Origin of the sequence: Algoriphagus sp. SE2 (genome assembly GCF_039563885.1) — a bacterium.
GTDB lineage: Bacteria > Bacteroidota > Bacteroidia > Cytophagales > Cyclobacteriaceae > Algoriphagus.
In genome coordinates this window covers 44,530-65,318 of record NZ_JBCLWJ010000011.1, presented here as the reverse complement: position 1 = coordinate 65,318, position 20,789 = coordinate 44,530, and the positions used below count along the sequence as shown (strand labels likewise).

19 protein-coding genes are annotated in these 20,789 nt (G+C 36.4%); 15 read left to right on the top strand and 4 right to left on the bottom strand.

Going from position 1 to position 20,789, the window contains the following annotated elements:
- Positions 1–24: 24 nt before the first annotated feature.
- Entirely contained in the window at positions 25–1,353 is a 1,329-nt protein-coding gene (locus AAGF08_RS13630) for a hypothetical protein (protein WP_343511780.1), read from the bottom strand.
- A gap of 122 nt (positions 1,354–1,475) precedes the next feature.
- Here AAGF08_RS13630 and proS point away from each other — a divergent pair, with 122 nt between their 5' ends.
- From proS to floA, 3 genes are all read left to right on the top strand, one after another.
- Positions 1,476–2,957, top strand: a complete 1,482-nt coding sequence (gene proS / locus AAGF08_RS13625; protein WP_343511779.1) for a proline--tRNA ligase — start codon at positions 1,476–1,478, stop codon at positions 2,955–2,957.
- A gap of 89 nt (positions 2,958–3,046) precedes the next feature.
- Entirely contained in the window at positions 3,047–3,505 is a 459-nt protein-coding gene (locus AAGF08_RS13620; protein WP_343511778.1) for an NfeD family protein, read from the top strand.
- A 1-nt stretch (position 3,506) separates the two neighbouring features.
- Complete coding sequence (gene floA / locus AAGF08_RS13615; protein ID WP_343511777.1) at positions 3,507–4,517, top strand: flotillin-like protein FloA; 1,011 nt, start codon at positions 3,507–3,509, stop codon at positions 4,515–4,517.
- 11 nt (positions 4,518–4,528) lie between these two features.
- Here floA and AAGF08_RS13610 read toward each other — a convergent pair whose 3' ends face one another.
- Both AAGF08_RS13610 and hemA read right to left on the bottom strand, forming a co-directional pair.
- On the bottom strand, positions 4,529–6,094 hold the full coding sequence (locus AAGF08_RS13610) for a WG repeat-containing protein (protein ID WP_343511776.1): 1,566 nt from the start codon (positions 6,092–6,094) through the stop codon (positions 4,529–4,531).
- A gap of 97 nt (positions 6,095–6,191) precedes the next feature.
- Positions 6,192–7,460: a glutamyl-tRNA reductase gene (gene hemA, locus AAGF08_RS13605; RefSeq protein WP_343511775.1), complete on the bottom strand. Its 1,269-nt coding sequence runs from the start codon at positions 7,458–7,460 to the stop codon at positions 6,192–6,194.
- A 197-nt stretch (positions 7,461–7,657) separates the two neighbouring features.
- Between hemA and AAGF08_RS13600 the strand changes: the two genes are divergently transcribed.
- Complete coding sequence (locus tag AAGF08_RS13600; protein ID WP_343511774.1) at positions 7,658–8,338, top strand: helix-hairpin-helix domain-containing protein; 681 nt, start codon at positions 7,658–7,660, stop codon at positions 8,336–8,338.
- On the opposite strand, the gene AAGF08_RS13595 is transcribed toward AAGF08_RS13600, so the two are convergent.
- Positions 8,323–10,005: an amidohydrolase gene (locus AAGF08_RS13595; protein WP_343511773.1), complete on the bottom strand. Its 1,683-nt coding sequence runs from the start codon at positions 10,003–10,005 to the stop codon at positions 8,323–8,325. The two genes, AAGF08_RS13600 and AAGF08_RS13595, sit on opposite strands and share 16 nt — an antisense overlap.
- Before the next feature lie 81 nt (positions 10,006–10,086).
- Between AAGF08_RS13595 and AAGF08_RS13590 the strand changes: the two genes are divergently transcribed.
- The 11 genes from AAGF08_RS13590 (at position 10,087) to AAGF08_RS13540 (ending at position 20,765) form a co-directional block, all read left to right on the top strand.
- Positions 10,087–10,488, top strand: a complete 402-nt coding sequence (locus tag AAGF08_RS13590; protein WP_343511772.1) for a type I restriction enzyme HsdR N-terminal domain-containing protein — start codon at positions 10,087–10,089, stop codon at positions 10,486–10,488.
- Positions 10,489–10,549: 61 nt separating this feature from the next.
- On the top strand, positions 10,550–11,263 hold the full coding sequence (locus AAGF08_RS13585; RefSeq protein WP_343511771.1) for a Crp/Fnr family transcriptional regulator: 714 nt from the start codon (positions 10,550–10,552) through the stop codon (positions 11,261–11,263).
- Between the two features lie 36 nt (positions 11,264–11,299).
- Positions 11,300–11,815 carry a rhodanese-like domain-containing protein gene (locus tag AAGF08_RS13580; RefSeq protein ID WP_343511770.1) on the top strand — a complete coding sequence of 172 codons (516 nt, stop codon included), beginning with the start codon at positions 11,300–11,302 and terminating at the stop codon, positions 11,813–11,815.
- An 86-nt stretch (positions 11,816–11,901) separates the two neighbouring features.
- On the top strand, positions 11,902–12,702 hold the full coding sequence (locus AAGF08_RS13575; RefSeq protein WP_343511769.1) for a DUF547 domain-containing protein: 801 nt from the start codon (positions 11,902–11,904) through the stop codon (positions 12,700–12,702).
- A 24-nt stretch (positions 12,703–12,726) separates the two neighbouring features.
- Positions 12,727–14,082 carry an FAD/NAD(P)-binding oxidoreductase gene (locus tag AAGF08_RS13570; RefSeq protein ID WP_343511768.1) on the top strand — a complete coding sequence of 452 codons (1,356 nt, stop codon included), beginning with the start codon at positions 12,727–12,729 and terminating at the stop codon, positions 14,080–14,082.
- The gene (locus tag AAGF08_RS13565) at positions 14,079–15,623 is read left to right on the top strand and encodes a 4Fe-4S binding protein (RefSeq protein ID WP_343511767.1); all 1,545 of its coding nucleotides are present in this window, start codon (positions 14,079–14,081) and stop codon (positions 15,621–15,623) included. The genes AAGF08_RS13570 and AAGF08_RS13565 overlap by 4 nt, the downstream gene beginning before the upstream one ends.
- Positions 15,624–17,093, top strand: coding sequence for a cellulose synthase family protein (locus tag AAGF08_RS13560; protein WP_343511766.1), 1,470 nt, complete (start codon positions 15,624–15,626; stop codon positions 17,091–17,093).
- Positions 17,083–17,793: a glycosyltransferase family 2 protein gene (locus AAGF08_RS13555; protein WP_343511765.1), complete on the top strand. Its 711-nt coding sequence runs from the start codon at positions 17,083–17,085 to the stop codon at positions 17,791–17,793. The genes AAGF08_RS13560 and AAGF08_RS13555 overlap by 11 nt, the downstream gene beginning before the upstream one ends.
- An 11-nt stretch (positions 17,794–17,804) precedes the next feature.
- Positions 17,805–18,680, top strand: coding sequence for a hypothetical protein (locus AAGF08_RS13550; protein WP_343511764.1), 876 nt, complete (start codon positions 17,805–17,807; stop codon positions 18,678–18,680).
- 131 nt (positions 18,681–18,811) lie between these two features.
- Positions 18,812–20,032, top strand: a complete 1,221-nt coding sequence (locus AAGF08_RS13545) for a glycosyltransferase 87 family protein (protein WP_343511763.1) — start codon at positions 18,812–18,814, stop codon at positions 20,030–20,032.
- Positions 20,022–20,765, top strand: coding sequence for a hypothetical protein (locus tag AAGF08_RS13540; protein WP_343511762.1), 744 nt, complete (start codon positions 20,022–20,024; stop codon positions 20,763–20,765). Before AAGF08_RS13545 ends, AAGF08_RS13540 begins: the two co-directional genes overlap by 11 nt.
- The last annotated feature ends 24 nt before the right edge of the window (positions 20,766–20,789 follow it).

Below are 20,789 nucleotides of genomic sequence, written 5' to 3'. Positions count from 1 at the left end.
GTTTAGTTAAAAAAAAAAGGGGAATTAATTTCCCCTTCCTCCTCTGGATGATCCTCTGGAGACACTACCTCCTCCACTACTTCTGGATCCTCCAGTACTTATACCGCTACTACCTGAGCTTCTGCTAGGCGTACTAAATGTTCTTGTGTTTGTTGATCCTCTACTTGGGGTGGACATTCTTGAAGGTGTTCCATAAGAAGGTCTTGTCCTGGAAGGTATATTACTTCTATTATAGGATGGGCTAGAAGATCTGTTGTATGATGGGCTAGAAGATCTTCTGTCATAAGAACTACTATTTCGACTTGGACTATAATAGGAATTAGATGATCTGGAATTGCTTGGTCGGGCAGATGGCATTGCACTTCTAGAACGAGTAGCACTTCTAGTGATTGCAGGAGAGCTAACATTTCTAGTTGTACCCACTCTAGATCTGCTATTTGTGTAGTAATCATTTTGAGAATTACCAAATTGCCTGGATGCAGATCTGGAATTGGTATTTGAAACCAAACTTCTATTTGATGGTGAATTTATAGCTTCTCTTCTTGCTTGTGCTCTAGAAGTACTAGGTAAAATCGCCGAGCTTCTAGTACTTGATGAAGCTGAGGCTAAACCTCCTCCTCTCGAAGCTCTAGCTCCTCGAACAACTCTTCTATCACCATATTCTCCTCCAGGAAGGACATATATTGGTCTATTAAACCCATAACCAGGATATCCGTAACCAGGGTATCCAAAACCAGGATAGCCGAATCCAGGGTATCCACCCCAAGCATAGCTTGGACCCCAAAAAGATCCAAAACCAAAGCCAATTCCAATACCTAAACTAAACCCGGGTCTGAAGCCAAAAGACGGATACATCATGCCTGGCATGAAAAATGGATCGTAAAACGGATTATAGAATCCCATTCCCCAAGGACTGAATCCACCCATATAACCAATGTTAAATGTCATGGAAGGTGTAAATCCTGATCCGAAGGATGAATTTGAATTATCTACTCTATAATTATCGTATGCGTTTATATCACCTTCTCCAGAAGTCTCAATACCCTCATCAAAATATACCATACCATTTGTTGTGGTATCTTCTACTGCGGTATACCTAGCAATATATTCAGGATTTACATTTCGAGAACTGAAATTCTCTCCTTTGTAAGATTCTGTATTCAAAGAACCTAAACTTTCAAATGATTCAGGGTTATTGTTTTGTACAGCAAATTCAGTCGCTATTCTTGCGTCTGAAGCCATAAAATACAAATTATCTTGCTCTCCTGTGGTTGCTAATCTATTTGTGCTACATGCACTTATAGTAAGAGCCCCAAGAATTATTGAAGATGTGAATAATGAAATTTTCTTCATAGTCCAAATTAGATTGTTACTTTCTTATACGTAGTCAAGAGTGAAGGGTTATACTTTTTACTTTATATTTGCCCTGCTCAATTTAGCAAAATTAAGAACAAAAAGCATCTCAATCAATTATAATGAGTAAAGGACTACCTAAGAGAAGTGAAGATTATTCACTTTGGTACAACGAATTAGTAAAAAAAGCTGACTTAGCTGAAAATTCAGCTGTTAGAGGGTGTATGATCATTAAGCCTTATGGATATTCCATCTGGGAAAAAATGCAAGCCGAATTAGATAGAATGTTTAAAGAAACTGGCCATACGAATGCATATTTTCCACTATTTATCCCTAAATCTTTTTTAAGCAAGGAGGCAAGCCACGTAGAGGGTTTCGCAAAAGAATGTGCTGTTGTAACCCATTACAGATTGAAAAATGCCGAAGATGGAAGTGGAGTAATCGTAGATCCCGAGGCAAAATTGGAAGAAGAGTTAATCGTTAGACCTACTTCCGAAACAATTATATGGAGCACCTATAAAAACTGGGTTCAATCCTACCGTGATTTGCCCTTATTAGTAAATCAGTGGGCAAATGTAGTGAGGTGGGAAATGAGGACTAGACTTTTTCTCAGAACTGCAGAATTTCTTTGGCAAGAAGGGCACACTGCCCATTCAACAGCTCAAGAAGCAAAGGATGAAACGATGCAAATGATGAATGTTTATGCAGAATTTGCAGAAGAATTCATGGCTTTACCAGTGGTAAGAGGAAGAAAAACTGCGAATGAGCGATTTGCAGGCGCAGAAGATACGCTATGTATTGAGGCGATGATGCAAGATGGAAAAGCTCTTCAGGCTGGAACATCTCATTTTCTAGGTCAAAATTTCGCAAAAGCATTTGACGTTAAATTTGCTACAAAAGAAGGAGGATTAGATTATGTTTGGGGCACATCATGGGGAGTAAGTACAAGATTGATGGGTGCCTTGATTATGGCTCATTCTGATGATAACGGACTCGTTTTACCTCCTAAATTGGCCCCAATTCAGGTTGTAATCATTCCTATTTATAGAAAGGAAGAAGAATTCGAAGCAGTCTCAAAAAAGGCGACTGAGATTATGACTCAGTTGAGAAAAGCAGGTATCTCAGTGAAATATGATAATAGAGATACACATAAACCAGGATTTAAATTTGCAGAGTATGAGCTCAAAGGCGTACCATTAAGAATCGCCATTGGTCCAAGAGATTTAGAAAATGGTACAATAGAAATTGCAAGAAGAGATAATCTAACAAAATCCCAGTTTGAATTAGCTTCTCAACCAATTGCTGAAAAAATCAGTGAAATGTTAGATGAAATTCAAAAATCGATTTATTCCAAGGCTTTTGATTTCCGCGAAGAAATGATCACCGAGGTAAACTCCTGGGAGGAATTTAAAGATGTACTGGAAAACAAAGGAGGTTTCGTTTCAGCGTATTGGGATGGAACACCTGAAACGGAGGAAAAGATTAAAGATCTTACTAAAGCTACCATTAGATGTATCCCGTTCGCAAGGAAGGAAGAAACTGGAGCATGCGTCCTGACAGGAAAGATCTCAGAAGGAAGAGTATATTTTGCAAAAGCATATTAAATTGAAACCCGGAATTTCCCGGGTTTTTTCGTTTTAATGAGTTACTCTATAAAGGATTCTTGTATTTTAGAATTCCAAATGAAGCTATGATGACAATAATTATTCTATCAACATTACTTTTAATAGGATTAATCCTTATGGTAGCAGAAGTACTTTTTGTACCAGGCACCACAGTAGTTGGAGTTTTCGGATTAATTGTAAGTATAGTTGGAATTGTTTACGCTTTTATATCCTTCGATTCAGGAACGGCCTGGTTAATTTCAGGTATTGCTGCATTATTGAATTTAGCGGCAATAGTATATAGTTTTAGATCGGGGGTTTGGAATAAATTTTCTTTAAAAGAAACAAATGTGGGAGGGGCCTTTGATGGAAGAACCGTGGGCCTTCAAGTAGGGATGCCTGGAAAGTCGACATCAGATATTAAACCAATTGGAAAAGCCTTAATAGGAGAAAAAATTTATGAAGTAAAATCCGAATCTGGATTTATTCCTGTAGGTTCGGATATTATAGTAATTAAAATTTTAAATAATAAAATCATAGTCAAATAATATGGATCCAAATAACTCTTTGTTTATTCTGATTGTTGCTATAGCAGGAATCGTTTTACTGTTTATTTTCCTGTATTTCGTGCCAGTTAATCTCTGGATAACGGCTCAGTTTTCAAATGTAAGAGTTGGATTATTGGAACTGGTCGGGATGAGAATTAGAAAAGTTCCTCCAAGTATTATTGTCAACTCCATGATTACTGCTACAAAGGCAGGTTTACAATTGACAACAAATGATTTGGAAACACATTTTCTGGCGGGTGGAAATGTGCCCAATGTGATCAGGGCATTGATTTCTGCTGATAAGGCTAACATCACACTTTCCTTCAAGCAGGCTACAGCTATTGATTTAGCGGGAAGAGATGTATTTGAGGCTGTACAGATTTCTGTAAATCCTAAAGTAATCAATACTCCAAATGTGGCTGCTGTTGCAGCTGATGGTATCCAACTAATAGCAAAGGCAAGGGTAACGGTTCGTGCCAATATAGCCCAATTGGTTGGTGGAGCAGGTGAGGAGACAATTTTAGCAAGGGTAGGAGAAGGGATTGTTACCTCTATCGGCTCTGCTTCTAATCATAAAAGTGTTCTGGAAAACCCTGATAAAATTTCTAAGCTTGTGTTAGAAAGAGGTCTGGACGCAGGGACAGCTTTTGAAATTCTTTCCATAGATATTGCAGATATTGATGTTGGTACCAACATCGGAGCAAAATTACAGATTGATCAAGCATCTGCCGATCTAAAGGTTGCAGAAGCGAAAGCAGAAGAAAGAAGAGCCATGGCTGTAGCCCTTGAGCAAGAAATGAGAGCTAAGAATGTTGAAATGCGGGCAAAAGTTGTTGAGGCTGAAGCAGAAGTTCCTAAGGCACTGGCAGAAGCCTTTAGAAGTGGTCAGTTGGGAGTGATGGATTATTACCGAATGGAAAACATAAAGTCGGATACCTCTATGCGGGACTCAATTGCTAAATCTGATTCTGATTCGAAAGATTCAGGAAAAGGAAAATCAGACAAAAAATAATGAAAAGGGACTCAGTCCCTTTTTTTATTTCTTTTTCCATTTGTCTCAGTTTCCACCACGACAACAGGTTCGTAAAGATTTTTTGTTAAGATTTTACCAGTTCCGGAATCTATCAAAATATTTTCAAAAGCAAGAGGTAATAGTATATCTCCGGAATTAGAAATTAAACCTGTTTTACCATCTTTCCTAACTATAAGTAAATCCCTTTGAGTTCTTTGAATATTTTCGAATTCCATTGGGATCAATTCATTTCCTTGTGGATCAAGTAATCCGGATTTCCCCTCTTTTTCAACGATAAAATAGCCATCACTTGTCCTCAAGATTTGATCAAAATATTCTCGGTTGACGGTTTCTCCATCTTTATTTAAAAGATAATATTGGTTATTGGCTTGAACTATAGAAAATCCTCTTGAAAATGGTTTCACTTTGTCCCAAACGGCATCCTCAACCAATTCTCCATTCGCTCTGATCACTCCCCATTTCCCAATCTTTCTAAATGAAGCAAGAGATTCTGAAAATAAAGTCACCGCTTCAAACTGAGGATCAATTATCCACTCTCCTACAGAATTTACAAACCCGGTATTTCCATCTTTTAAAGCCGGGAAAAGCCCGTCAGACCCGGCAAATATTCTATCTAATGAATTGTTTGGTCTAACCAACCACCCTTTTTTACCGAGCAATCCAAGATTTCCATCTCGAAATCTAACATTATATAAATCATCTTCAATGAATTGCACTTCTTCTATTCCAACTGCATCTAAGAGGATGCCGTCTTCTTCCATTACTCTTCTAAGTTTACCATGAATATATTCCAGCATGACCCCATCCTCAAGAGTAATTTTGTGAAATGAATTATATCTGACATTTGCTTTAATATCATTTCCTTCAATGAGAAGAAATTGATTTTCATCATATCCAAAATAAAAATTGCCTTTATTATGCTTCAACTCATCCACAACAGGATCCAGCACATAGTCACCTTCGCGATTGATAAGGCCATATCCAGTTTCTTCTTTTGTCAATAAGAAGTCACCTTCTGAATCTTCTAATAATTGAAATGCTTTTTGTCCTGATTTTGATAAAGGAATAAAATATTCGTTTCCAATTTTGGTAATAAGCATACCGGTTTTGGTCAACTTGGCATCGTCAAGTTGACCAAGTGAAGTGGTCTGCCCGCTTCCTCTTTCAAAAATCCAATAATTATTACCCTTCCTCGCTAATAGAAGGTTGAAATATGTCTGAATCTCATCATACTCCAGAGGAAGAACTTGTTGACCATATTCGTGAAAAGCACCAATTCCATTTGGTCCTTTGACTAAAATCCAAGGTTCTAAATATTGATAAACCTCGCTACCAAGAAGTGAAACCACTGGTTTTAAATCCGCTGAGAGTAAACTTAGAACTGAATCTTTTTTACCAATTCTAACTGTTTCGCTCAATAGATCTAATTCATCATATAATAATCGACTTTGTAATTTAAATTCACCATCATATACCTCCCATGTTTGAGCTTGGGAAAAGGTCAAAAAAAATAAACTGAAAATAAATGAGCTAAGTACTTTGGATTTTACTTTCATTCTATTTGGTAGAAGTTTTTTATATGAGGGCTCCAAATATAAAATGACCAAAGGTTTTTACAATCCTTTGGTCATTTCTCTTTACCGAATCGATAAATTAATTTTCTTTTTTCTCTCTGTCCAAGTCAAAAAGATCTGAAATAAACTCAATCATTTCTTCAGCCTGATCTCTTTGGCATGCAGCTCTTAGCTGTACCACAGGAACTTTAAGAATTTTCTGCATCATACTTTTTGTAATCTTATCTATGACAGCATATTCTTTCTCATCTGCATTTTTTAGATATCTACTTAATTCCTCGCGACGGATCTGTTCTAGCGTCTGTTTCAATTTGTTTATAGTAGGAGAGACCATCATCTCTTTTTTCCAATTATAAAACTCTTCGATACTTTCACTAATAATCTTCTCTACATGAGGAATCGCTGAAAGTCTCTTCTCGAGAGCTTCAGAAGTTTTACTTCTGATATTATCAACATTATAAAGAATAACGCCCGGAACGTCTTCAACAGATGTTTCAATACTTCTAGGTACAGAAAGGTCTACTAAAAGTTTATAACTAAGGATATCAAATTTCTTTATTAGTTCTTTTGTTATAAAAGGCTCATTTCTCATAATGGAGCAAATTATAACATCAGCATCATCCATAGCATCAAAGCAATTTTCGAAAGGAACTACATCAAAACCAAGTGGTTTTGCAATTTCTTCAGCTTTTGAAAGTGTTCGATTAGTTATCGTGACTTTTGCATTAGGAAGATAAACCATGTTTTTAGCTACATCTTCACCAATTTCCCCAACACCAATTAAAAGTATTCTCGGTTGGTACGTATTCAATGTCAGGCTCTCAATCAGTTCAATTGCAGCATACGATAAAGAGGCAGCTCCCTCTCTAAAACTAGTTTCTTGTACAATTCTTTTGTTTGTAAAGAAAACGGTGTGCATCAACCTATGTAAAAATGGACCTGCCATTTCAAGATCAGCCGAGGCCTGATATGCTCTTTTTACCTGATTTGATATTTGAATATCACCGACAACTTGAGCCTCTAGCCCCATAGCCACTCTAAAAAGGTGGGATATAGCAGTTCTGTCGTTATCGTAAATCTTAAAATATTCAAGGTAGTGGACCACATCTGGGAGACCTTTCTCAAGTCCAACCAATTTTATGATTTCAGTACTTAGATCTAGATCATGGCTGTAATAAACCTCAGTTCGATTACAGGTAGATAATATCAACACATCGTTGAGACTAAAGAATTCTTTTAGTTTCAATAAGATGCGCTGTATTTCCTGATCACTGAGAGCTATAATTTCTCGGATCTGAACGGGTGCTGTTTTATGTGATAAGCTTAATGCTCTGAACTTGATTTGCATAGTAACGAAACTTGCTTCGCAAATTTAACAGACAAAGGAATTGTAAAGGTTCTTTTTGCTAAACGATATTTCAATTTGTAATGAATCTAAATAAGATCTGATTGATTTGTTCGAAACAACATGGTTTTGAATTAAGAGTTTAATATTCTTAAATTATAAGTCATAGATCGATTAATCATGATCACATTAAATTTTTTATGAAAAGAAATATATTTTTCTGGCTCAAAACATACCTTGGTTTCTCAAATAAAGAATCAAGAGGATTTTTATTTATAATACCTTTTCTCTCATTAATGATCTTTTTCCCCTCAATTTTCCATTTTATAAAATTAAGACAGGCAGAAGAATACCATCTGACTTATTTGGAGAAATTGGACTCAATCAGAAATTCCGGAGTAGAGCTTATAGCATCTCCAAATTTGACTTACAATCCTGATGATACGGTCAGAATAAAATCTGACATCAAAAAGTTCGAAAACCTGAAAAGAATTTCCTTTTCTGAGGCAGATTCTGTAATTCTTCAAATTGTTCCCGGGATCGGGCCAAGTTTAGCTGGAAGAATTATAAAATATAAAAATCAGTTGGGTGGATTTCATGAATCCGATCAGCTATTGGAAGTATTTGGTCTCAAACCTGAAACTGTAGATGCTATTTGGGAATATTTCGATTTTGAAGCATCGATTTTTAGAACAATTGAAATAAACAATATCGAGATGTCGGAATTGGCAAAGCATCCTTATTTTTCATACGCTGAAGCTAAAGTGATTTTAGCCTACAGAAATCAACATGGAGCTTATAGAAACGTTGAAGATTTAAAAGAGATAATTATTTTTAAACCTGAATGGATTGAAAAGATATCACCTTATTTGTCCTTTTGATATACCGACTTACCTCCTATAATAGTAGCCCAAATCGGTAATTCTCGAAGATTTTCAGCATCTTCAACCATGATGTCCTTTTCCATGATGACTAAATCTGCCAGCTTTCCCGGTTCAATACTTCCTTTTAGATTTTCTTCGAAATTTGAATATGCAGCCCAAATAGTCATTCCTTTTAAAGCTTCCTCTCTGGTCAATTTATTCTCAATTTGAAAGCCCTCATCTGGCCAATTGTTTTTGTCTTTTCTAGCTACTGCGGCATGAAAACCATAGAGTGGGTTAATAAACTCAACAGGAAAATCACTTCCTAAAGCAATCATTCCATTTTGATCTAATAATTCCTTGAATGTGTATGCATGTTTGATTCGTTCTGGCCCAAGCCTTTGTTCTGCCCAATACATATCTGAAGTAGCATGAGTTGGCTGAACGGAAGGAATTATGCTAAAATCAGCGAATTTTTTAATATCAGCTGGGTTTACGACTTGGGCATGTTCAATTCGCCATCTTAAATCGTTTTTACCTTTTAAGACATCTGCATAAATATTCAATAAAGTTCTATTGGCCGAATCTCCAATACAATGCGTGTTCATTTGGAATCCATGTTCGTACATTTTTGAAGCTAGGATTTTAAAATCATCTTCAGTACTTAAAAGAAAACCTGTTTCATCCGGCTTATCGGAATAAGGTTTAAGCAGTGCCGCTCCGCGAGATCCCAAAGCTCCATCTCCATAGATCTTGAAACTTCTAATTGTAAGATTATCGTTTTGGAATGGTCCTCTTTCAAAGTAATAATCCATGTTTTCTTTGGTAGGGGTTACCATTGCATAGATTCTCATCTTTAAAGAAGAGTCTTGATACATTTTCTCAAATAACTCAATAACTTCTCGATCCAGTCCTGCCTCGGCTACTGAAGTCAATCCTACTTCAAAACAATTTTCTTGAGCCGCTAATAGTGATTTTCTGGCTTGCTGTTCTGTGGTTTTAGGGATTTTTGCGCTAACTAAATCGATCGCATTATCGATTAAGATCCCAGTCGTTTTCCCATTTTCAACCAAAACAGATCCACCAAGTAGTTTGGTCGAGGCGTTTACTCCCCCAAGAGATAATGCTTTTTGATTAACCAAGGCTGCATGACCATCTATCCTTGTCAGTAAAACAGGCTTATTTGGAAATAACTCATCTAATTTTTCTCGAGAAGGAAATTCCTGACCTTCCCAAAGGTTTTGATCCCAGCCACCTCCTAAAATCCATGGTTCTTCTGGATTAGCATCAGCATAGTTCTTGACTTTTTTAATCAGTTCTTCAAAACTCTTCGTTCCCACCAAATCAATGACTCTTAATCCTTCACCATATCGGAAAAAATGGGTGTGGGCGTCAATGAAGCCAGGATAAACAGTCTTACCTTCTAGATCGATAACATTATTTGATTCGTAGTTGGATAAGATTTCACTTTCAGATCCTACTGCCACAAATTTCCCTTCATGTATGGCTACAGCATCACTTATTTCGAATTCTTGATTAACCGTGTATATGGTAGCTCCATGGTATATTAAATCAACTTGAGTTTTAGGTTCCTGGCAAGCAACAGAAATGAACAAAACCGATATGATAACTAGTGAGATCAATTTTGTGAAATTCTTAAATTTCAACTGCGTAATAATGTACATATTTGTAGTATGAATGGGAGTTCAGATAGAATTCAGTTGCCAAACCTAAATCTTCCTGCTTTTGAACCGAAGCTTCAGGAAATGGATGGGAAATTAGGTATTTTTGACAGTCTCAGAAAGAAGTATTTGATATTAACTCCAGAAGAGTGGGTAAGACAGCATATGATTAATCTTTTGATTAATCATATGGAATATCCTAAGGGTTTAGTAGCTTTAGAAAAAGGACTCATTTACAATAAACTTCAGAAAAGAACTGATTTGGTTGTATGGAACAATGAAGGGCATCCATATTTATTGGTGGAGTGTAAAGCACCAGGTATTAAACTAACACAAAAAACGATGGAGCAAGCATGTTTATATCACCAAAAGGTTAAATCCAAATATTTAGTTATTTCTAATGGAATGAAACATTTAAGCCTTGAGTGGAGTGAGGATACAAATAAGTTTTTGCAAATTAACTCTTTTCCAGATCCTCCTAAATAGGCATATTTCTTATGATATATGTCAGTCTTTTTTTAAATTTCGTCCAAATAATTATACGATTATGAGTGTTCATTCCGGAAATACACCTTGTGAGCTATGTGCGAGTAGAAAATTTTCACTTTTCGCTGATTTACCTGAACAACACATTTGCACTATTTCTGATAATAAAAATCTGATTTCACATAGAAAAGGTCAGATTTTATTTTATGAGGGAACAAAGCCTCTTGGTATTTTTTGTATTAACTCGGGAGTTGTTAAAGTGTATAAGACTGCTTCAAATGGAAAAGAGCAAATTCTTCATTTATCAAAAAAAGGTGATTTCCTAGGTTATTCAGCTTTATTAGGTGAGGAGAATTACTCAAATTCAGCCATGATTGTGGAGGATGCAAAAATCTGCTTTATCCCAAAAGAAGCATTTTTTTCTACGCTGTTCAATAACACACCATTTTTTAAAAGAATCACAAAAGCTTTGAGTCACGAACTCGGAGTGATGGAAGAAAAGCTGACAGATGCTACACAGAAAAGTATTCGTGAAAGATTAGCTTTTGTCCTTATTCAGCTAGGTAATTCTTATGGAGTAGAAGGTGGAGAAAATCAGAAGATTGATCTTATTCTTAGCAGGGAAGAAATTGCTGGGATGGTAGGTACTGCCACTGAATCAGTAATTAGGTTATTATCAGAGTTTAAAAAAGATAATTTGATTGAGCTGGAAGGTAAGCGAATAATCATCAAAGACAGAAGAGGATTGGCTCGCCTATCAGATTTTTACGCTTAATTTGAACCCTTGTTCGATAAGCTAAGTTTCTTTCGTATGAAAGTTCAAATCCCAAGTTCTCCTAAATTTCTTAAGGTTATATTTTTAACCATATTTACGGCGGGGTCTTTTTTTTCAAATGCTCAATCTCTTGCTTATAAAACGCTTTTAAGCACCCTTTACGAAAAAGATTTCCCTTTTATTAAGCCAGAACAAATTAAAGATCTTTCAGAATACCAAGTTCTTGATACGAGGGAAAAAGAAGAATTTGAAGTTTCACATCTTGAAAATGCCCGTTGGGTGGGATATGATACATTTGATCTCAAATACCTTGACGATTTAGATAAAGAAAAACCGGTCATTGTCTATTGTACAGTGGGGGCCAGATCCCAGGATATTGGTAAAAAACTAAAAGAAGAAGGTTTTACCAATGTATATAATTTATATGGCGGAATTATCCAATGGTCTAATGAGGGAATGCCACTTTTTAAAGAGAATAAACCTACTGATAAAGTACATACCTTTTCGAAAAGTTGGGGTATCTGGTTGAATAGAGGAGAAAAAGTTTATTGATAAATAATATTGTCAGGGACACGACATATTTCCATTTCAATATATCTTTCCAATTTTATATCACGTAAGTGGTGAAAAGAATTATTATGAAGTTCATTAAATATTTTCTGTTAATAAGTATTGCCTTTTTTTCATTATCCAGCCAAAGCTCTACTTCTAGGAGCTTTGGGGACTATATTTTTAAAAAATCAGAAGGGTTAACAATTCAGGTTCCAAACCATCAAGTTTGGGATGAACTCTTAAAAAAACATGTGGATACTAAGGGGATGGTAGATTATGAAGGCTTCATTAAGGATAAAGCTAAGCTTGATTCTTATTTGAGTACGCTTAGCAATAATCCTCCTAATAAAAGTGTCTGGTCTGAAAAGGAGCAATTGGCCTATTGGATTAATGCATACAATGCATTTACGGTAAAGCTCATTGTTGATAATTATCCAACAGAGAGCATCCGTGATTTAGGACCTAATTTCAAAATCCCGCTCGTAAGAGATGTTTGGCATTATAATTTTTTTACGATTGGGGGAGAAGAGTTTAATTTAGATCAGATTGAGCATGGTATCCTAAGAAAGGAATTTAATGAACCTAGGATCCATTTTGCAGTAAATTGTGCATCTTTTTCTTGCCCACCTCTCTTGAATGAGGCATTTGTTGTTTCAAGGCTAGATGAGCAATTTGAAAAACAAGCGGTGAATTTCATTAATGATGGAATTAGAAATAAAGTCAAAAAAGATGCTATCCAGATTTCTTCAATTTTCTCCTGGTTTTCTGGAGATTTCACCAAAAATGGGACTTTGATCGATTTTTTAAATAAGTATAGCAAAGTAAAAATTGATAAGAATGCAAAAATCAGTTATTTGGATTACGATTGGAATCTTAATAAACAATAGAGCATTTTTAAAATCCTGAATTAAATGAAAGATACGCGCCACGTTGTCATAATTGGCAATGGTATTTCCGGAGTTACTTGTGCCCGTCAGCTTAGGAAACTGAATGCAGCAGTAAGTATTACTCTGATATCGGGAGAATCAAAATATTTCTTTTCCAGAACTGCTTTGATGTATGTTTTTATGGGACATATGAAATTTGAGCATACTCAACCATATGAACCTTGGTTTTGGAAAAAAAATCGAATTGAATTGATTCAAGATTGGGTAAGGGATGTTGATTTTGAAGCGAATAAAGTGTTTTTTCAATCAGGAGAAAGTTTGACTTATGATGAACTCGTGATGGCTACAGGGTCAAAACCAAATAAATTTGGATGGCCAGGTCAGGATTTGCAAGGAGTTCAAGGTTTGTATTCCAAACAGGATTTGGAAACTATGGAGGAGCAAACCAAAACTGGTGTAAAAAGAGCTGTTATTGTAGGAGGAGGATTAATAGGGATCGAAATGGCAGAGATGCTGGCTTATAAAAAAATCCCTGTTACTTTTCTGGTAAGAGAAGAGAGTTTTTGGAATAATATTTTACCAAAAGAGGAATCTGAGTTGGTAGGAAGACATATTAAGGAGCACCATATTGAATTAAAGCTGGGCACGGAGCTGAAAGAAATTATTTCTGATCAGAACGGGCATGTTAAAGCGGTGATAACTTCTGATGGCGACGAAATTTTGTGTCAATTTGTAGGACTAACTGCTGGTGTTACTCCAAACATTGATTTTCTCAGAGAAACTGAATTAGAAGTAAATCGAGGTGTTAAAGTTGACTTTTATTTCAAGACTAACATCCCGAATGTTTATGCAATTGGAGATTGTGCGGAATTTCATGAGGCTCCTGCGGAAGATAGACGCACAATTGAACAAGTTTGGTATACAGGAAGGATGCATGGTGAAACATTAGCCTACACATTAAATGGAAATCCAACTTCTTACCAACCTGGGGTTTGGTTCAATTCAGCGAAATTTTTGGATATAGAATATCAGACATATGGGACTGTTCCACCGCAATGGAAAAAGGAATTTATCACTTCATTTTACTGGGAGCATAAATCCGGGAAGGTTTCATTCAGAATGCTTATGAACAAAGCCGGAGAGATTTTAGGAGTAAACAACTTTGGTTTCAGGTTGAAACATGAGTTTTTTGATCAGGTAATAAGGGAAAAGTGGAAGGGAGAAAAAGTGATTTCTAAACTGGAGGAGGCTAATTTTGATCCAGAATTCTTTTCGCCATTTTATATTGAAATCCAAAAGGCATATAATTCTCAATTCGGAACTGAAATCAGGGTTGCGAAAAAATCATTTATCCAAAAACTATTCGGAGCAAGCGCATGAAACTAATCCAAAAAATAGGAGTTCTCTTGTTTCTAATAGGAATAGCAACTTTCACGGTGATTCCTTTTGTTGGGAAATATTCCCTTCAAAAAACACAAGTTTTAGAGAAAACAAAAGAAATTCATCAAGAAAAAATGGTTGAAATTCTTGCTCCCTTGTATGGGAAAGAATACAGTTCAAACTTTTCTTTTTTAGGTGAATTCAACTCTAATTTCAACAACTACAATGATAAGTTAAAGTCTGAATCGTTGTGGGATCAGGTAATTTGGGATGATTATAGTTTTCCTTTGGCGAAAGTAAGCCTATCAAGTCCTGTGAAAGATAACCCCTGGCTGTTTTTTATTCTTTCCATCGGTTTGGCGATGTTAGGAGGCTTACTATATAATCTTCCGAGCTATAAAGATGAGCCGGCTGGAATCAAGAATAATGGTATTTTCCATTCCTCTATGAAAAATAGAGGATGGATGGGAATGATTACTGGCGCCTATCTGATCCTATTTTATATCGTTCTCTACTGGTTCCCAGCCTATATTGTGAATTTGGTTGCTATGGTGGATCCAATCAGTTTGATGCTGAGTGGAAATCCGGCAAGTCAGTGGTTTTTATATGGTTTGATCTATACCATAGCGATCCTCGTGATGGGAATTCGAATGTTTCGAAAATATAGAGGCAATAAGTACCAACAGCTCAGAACTGCTTCTGTCATGTTTTTCCAAACTGCTTTTGCTTTTTTGATTCCTGAGATTCTGGTTTTATTCAATCAGCCTTATTTTGACTTCAAAAATATTTGGCCTTTGGACTACGATTTTTTCTATGATTATCAAATTGATACCTTCCTCAGTGGTGGAGGTGTAGGAATGTTTATGTTGATTTGGGGAATCTTGTTAATCATTATTGGAGTTCCTGTCTTCACATATTTCTTTGGAAAGCGTTGGTATTGTTCCTGGGTTTGTGGTTGTGGAGGTTTAGCTGAAACAGTTGGAGATCCTTACAGACAACTTTCTGATAAGAGTTTAAAAGCCTGGAAATATGAACGGGTGATCATTCATGGAGTTTTGGTTCTTGCTGTAGTCATGACTGCATTGACAATCGTTAATTACTTTTCAGGATTTGGTCTTTTGGGAAATGTGACGAACCAGTTACATTCGTTCTATGGTTTCGCTATAGGGTCAGCTTTTGCTGGAGTAGTCGGTACTGGGTTTTATCCATTTATGGGTAATCGGGTGTGGTGTAGATTTGGTTGTCCTCTTGCAGCCTATTTAGGGATCGTACAACGCTTCAAGTCAAGATTTAGAATTACAACAAATGGCGGACAATGTATTTCATGCGGAAATTGTTCGACTTATTGCGAGATGGGGATTGATGTTAGATGGTATGCCCAGAGAGGTCAAAATATCGTGAGATCGAGTTGTGTTGGCTGTGGGGTTTGTTCTTCCGTTTGTCCAAGAGGTGTTTTGAAATTGGAGAATGATTCAGAAGAAGGCAGAATCAATGACTTGCCCATTATAATTGGAAATGATTCCATAAAGTTAAATGCCTAAATGATCTTTCTTTACCTATTAATAGGAATATATATTCTGGGAATGCTGTTCATTTTTGTATACAGCTTGGCCCAAGGAAATCTCCTTTGGAATTTTTGGAAGGCAAGGAAGGAGCTTTCAAAAATTCCTATTAAAACTATGGACCATTGGCCCAAGGTTACAGTTCAACTTCCAGTGTTCAACGAGCTTTACGTAGTAGAGCGTTTGATTGAAGCCGCCGCCAAAATCAATTATCCCAAAGAATGCTTGCAGATTCAATTGCTGGATGACAGTACTGATGGAACTGTAGAATTGATTCAAAAGAAGCTTAAGGAGTATCCGGAAATCAATTTTCAATATATCCATAGAGTGAATAGAGTCGGTTTTAAAGCTGGAGCTTTAAAATATGGATTAGAAAAAGCAGAGGGGGAATTCATAGCAATTTTTGATGCTGATTTTGTCCCGGATCCAAATTTCTTATTAAAGACTTTACCGTTCTTTTCTTCGGAGAAAATAGGAATGGTTCAAACGCGTTGGACTCATTTGAATAGAAATTATTCTTTGCTTACTCGCTTACAAGCTTTTGCTTTGGACGCACACTTTCTTATCGAGCAGATGGGAAGAAATATTCAGCAAGCGTTTATCAATTTTAATGGTACCGGAGGGATTTGGAGGAAAAGCTGTATTCTCGATGCAGGAAATTGGCATGATGACACCTTGACTGAGGATTTGGATTTGAGTTACAGAGCGCAAAGAAAGGGGTGGGAATTTGTATATAGGCCAGAAATCGAATCTCCGGCAGAATTACCTCCCATTATGTCTGCCGTAAAATCTCAACAATTCCGATGGACAAAAGGAGGTGCAGAGTGTGCGATTAAACACATTAAGGGAGTGCTGACTCAAGATCTTCCATTTAGAGTGAAGTTTCATGCATTGGCCCATTTGTTTAATAGCAGCATTTTTATTGCAATTCTGTTAGTAAGCTTCAGTAGTATCGGAGTTTGGTGGGCAGGTGTCACTGGTTTGATTCCTGAAAACCTCTTTAAATTGGCTGGTGTATTTATGATTGGTTTTGTGATCATAGCAGGAGTTTATTTAGTCTCTTACTTTTATGCCAGAAGGTCGTTTATCAAGAGTTTGGGACAGGTTTTTTGGCAATTACCTTTATTTCTTTCTGTATCAATGGGATTAGCTCTCCATAATGCTCAGGCAGTTTGGGAAGGGTTAACTGGTAAAAAATCACCTTTTATTAGAACTCCTAAATTCAATTTAGAGAGTGGAAAGCAAGGTTTGAAAACCAATAATTACATCAATTTTAAAATCCCAATCACCACCTATTTTGAAGGTCTTTTTGCTTTGATATTTTGGGGAATGGTCTTTCTTCACATCCAATGGGGAACTTTTGAAATGCTTCCTTTTCACCTGATGTTGGCTTTAGGATATAGTCTTGTTTTTATCACCTCATTCAAAGCATATAGCCTTGGCAAATAAAAATAGTTCATTGAGCAATTCCATCATTGATGTCATCATCCCGGCATATAATGAGGAAAAATCAATTCCTTTAGTGATTCGGGAGATCCCTGATTTTGTTAGAAACGTAATTGTTGCCAACAATAATTCTACGGATGGAACCAAAGCTGCAGCGGAAAGGGAAGGAGCAATTGTGGTTTTTGAACCACAAAAAGGGTATGGAAAAGCATGCCTGACTGCCATGGATTGGATTGATAAGCAAAAAATACAACCAGATATTGTAGTGTTTTTGGATGGGGATTACAGCGATTATCCAGAAGAAATGGCTGATTTGGTCCAGCCAATTTTGAATGGGGAGGCTGATATGGTTATAGGCTCTAGGGCTAAAGGACAAAAAGAAGCTGGTTCAATGACATTTCCTCAAATATTCGGAAATTGGCTTGCTACGACCCTCATGAGATATATTCAGAAAGCGGATTATTCGGATTTAGGCCCTTTTCGTGCTATTTTATGGGAAAGACTCAAAGATTTGAATATGGTAGATCAAAATTTCGGATGGACCATTGAAATGCAGATCAAGGCCCATAAGAAAGGACTTCGCTACACAGAAAGACCTGTAAATTATAGAAAGAGAATAGGTGTTTCTAAAGTTAGCGGAACTGTAAAAGGAGTCTTTGGAGCAGGATATAAAATTATTTTGACCATTTTTAAATATTGGTAAACTGGTTTATAATGAGATGTTTAGGAATCGTTTGTGCGAGTTTGATATTATTAGGATGTGGAGGAAACCCAAGAACTGGAGTGGATGAAGATCAATTTTCTAGCTATTGGTATCAGGGAAAAGCGGAGATTAATGTTTTTGACTTGGAGCAATATCGATATGGAGCAAAACGTGAAGGAACGGCAGTAATGATCTTTGTAACAGAGGATTTCTCCAAAAGGAAGCAGGTGAAATTAGATAATCCAGAAGCTGCAGGAGCGGATGCGAGGAAGGTAATTAAAATGAATATGACTCGTGAATTTGTAACCGGAGTCTATCCTTACAATACGATGCTATCTGTTTTCACACCAGTCTATGATGAAGAAAATGCTTTCAAGATTACAGCTTCTGTTACAGAGTGGTGTGGCCAAGCTTTTATTCAAATGAATTGGAAAAATGGTTCTTACCGTGCAAAACTATTTTCATACTTTGAGTCTGAGGGGGATCAAGAAGTAAAACTTGAAGGTCCTAGTGAAGATGAAATTTTTAATACCATTCGCTTAAACCCGTCCATTGTACCTGAAGGAAATGTTCGGTTGATTCCTTCTTTGACCTTTCAGCGGTTTTCTCACATTCCTCTTAAAGTGGAGAGGGCTTCAATAAGTAAAAGAAAAATTAGCGGTAATCAGGAGGAGTTGAGCCTTGAATACAAAACAATCAACCGAAAGCTTGTTGTTCGATATCAGCAGTTTTTCCCATATGAAATATTGAGTTGGGAAGAAATTCAAACTAAGCCTGATGGAAGTTTAGAAAGGACAATCGGAACAAGGAGGAATATGGAAAAATTGGATTATTGGAACAGAAATAGTCTACAGGATAAAGAGCTGAGAAGGGCTCTAGGACTTTGAAATTCAATTTTAAGCTGGTTTTTCAAGTTGCCATTTGGTTTTGTCTGTGTCTAGGTCTTTTTTTATTGAGCTCGGTTCCAAGACAACAATTCCTTTCTTCATTCCTGATATTCTCAAGTTGCTTTGGCTTGATGCTCATTTTCTACAAAGCAGTCTCTATTGCTAATGGGAAGTTTTGGTGGTGGTTTTTAGGTGGTCTTGCATTACGATTGATTTTACTTTTTTCCATGCCGAACTGGTCAGAGGATTATGCCCGGTTTTTATGGGATGGGGAGATGATCCGCCTGGAGCAAAACCCTTATTTAGAGCATCCAAAAGAATGGAATGCGTCCCATCTAGAAATGGAAACTACATATTTGAAGGGATTATTGAATTCGATGAATTCACCTGAATACTATTCTGTCTATCCTCCATCTAATCAGGCGGTTTTTTGGCTAGGATCCTTAGGTGCTAGCCAGAACCTTAAACCAGGAATTATTACGCTTCGAATTCTTTTGCTTTTTGGTGAATTAGCAGTTTTTTGGCTGCTTTTGAGTCTTTTGAAGCAAAATCAAAAGAACATCAAATTGGTGATTTTATACTGGTTTAATCCGTTGGTGATTATGGAAATAACCGGAAATCTCCATTTTGAAGGGTTGGTCTTGATGGCTTTGCTTTTCTCTTTATGGTTTTTTTCACAAGAAAAACTAGGAGTATCGGGAGGGTTTTGGTCTTTGGCAATTGGTTTAAAAATTTTACCTCTGATGTTGTTTCCATCTTTTTTGGCTAATGAAAAAATCAGAAAATCGGTAAATTTTTGGGTTGTAGCCGGCCTTGTGTTTTTCCTGGCTTTTGTTCCTTTGCTTTATCAATCCTCCTGGAGAAATCTTTTTGAAAGTCTCCGTTTATATCAAGGTAAATTTGAGTTTAACGCCTCAATCTATTACTTGTTCAGAGAGGTAGGGTTCTGGATTCAAGGATATAACACGATAGCATCTTTGACAAAGCTTTTGAGCACAATGACCTTTTTTGGTATCCTTTTTATCGTTTGGAAGAAAAAGCCAAAGAGTGCATTTCAAATGGCCGAAGTATGGACAATGAGTTATCTAATCTATTTGATACTTCAGCCAGTAATCCATCCCTGGTATATTATCCCTGCTTTTGGATTAAGTTTATTGACTAAGATTAATTCCCTGACTGTTTGGACATTTACAGCAATATTTTCCTATCAAGCTTATAGTAATCTTGAAAACTATGAAAAACCTTCGTTATTGTTCCTTGAATATGGAGTGATTGCATTTGCGATTTTTTGGGATTATAAAGTGGGAAATTTTAATTTTAAATCAGGTAAAACACAGAGTTATGAGTCATAAAATTGGGGTATTATTGATGTTATTGCTTAGTTTTTCGATGCTCTGTTGCGCACCTAATTCTGAAAAGTTGGCTAAAGAGGTTCTTGAAAAGTCCATTGAAGCCCATGGAGGCCGGGAAGCCTGGGATAATTTAGAAATACTGAAATTCAGAAAGCATACGAAATTACTATTTGAGGATAGTTCTATTGAAAGCGAAACTGACCAATGGATTGAGTTTAGGATGAAACCTTATTTAGAAGGAAGTATTTCCTGGACAAGTGATAGTGTTGAGCATGTTTCTACCTTCGATGGAACTCAGATGAAATATTCTATGGGAGGTAATTCTATCCAAAACCCCGATTTTTTAAAAGCCAAGAAGAATGATTTTGATGCGACCTTTTATGTTATTGCCCAGCCCTGGCAACTATTACAAGATGAAAATGCTACTTTGACCTATGAAGGACAGAAAAAACTGGATTCTGAAAAACTTGCCGAGACAATAAGAGTAAACTATGGGCCAGATGATGACACTTGGTGGTTTTATTTTGATCCCATTTCATTTGAAATGTTAGGAAATGAAGTTCAATTGAAAGATCACAGAAGTTATATTGAGAATAACTCTATGGTGACTGCAGGTCCTTTTTTGTTTTATGGGAACCGAACAAGTTATAGAATTGATGAAAATGGAAAGAAATTATATGTTCGTGCGGTTTATGAATACTCTGACTTCGAAATAATAAATAAGAATAATTAATCAAATTAAAGAATCGGTTTATAG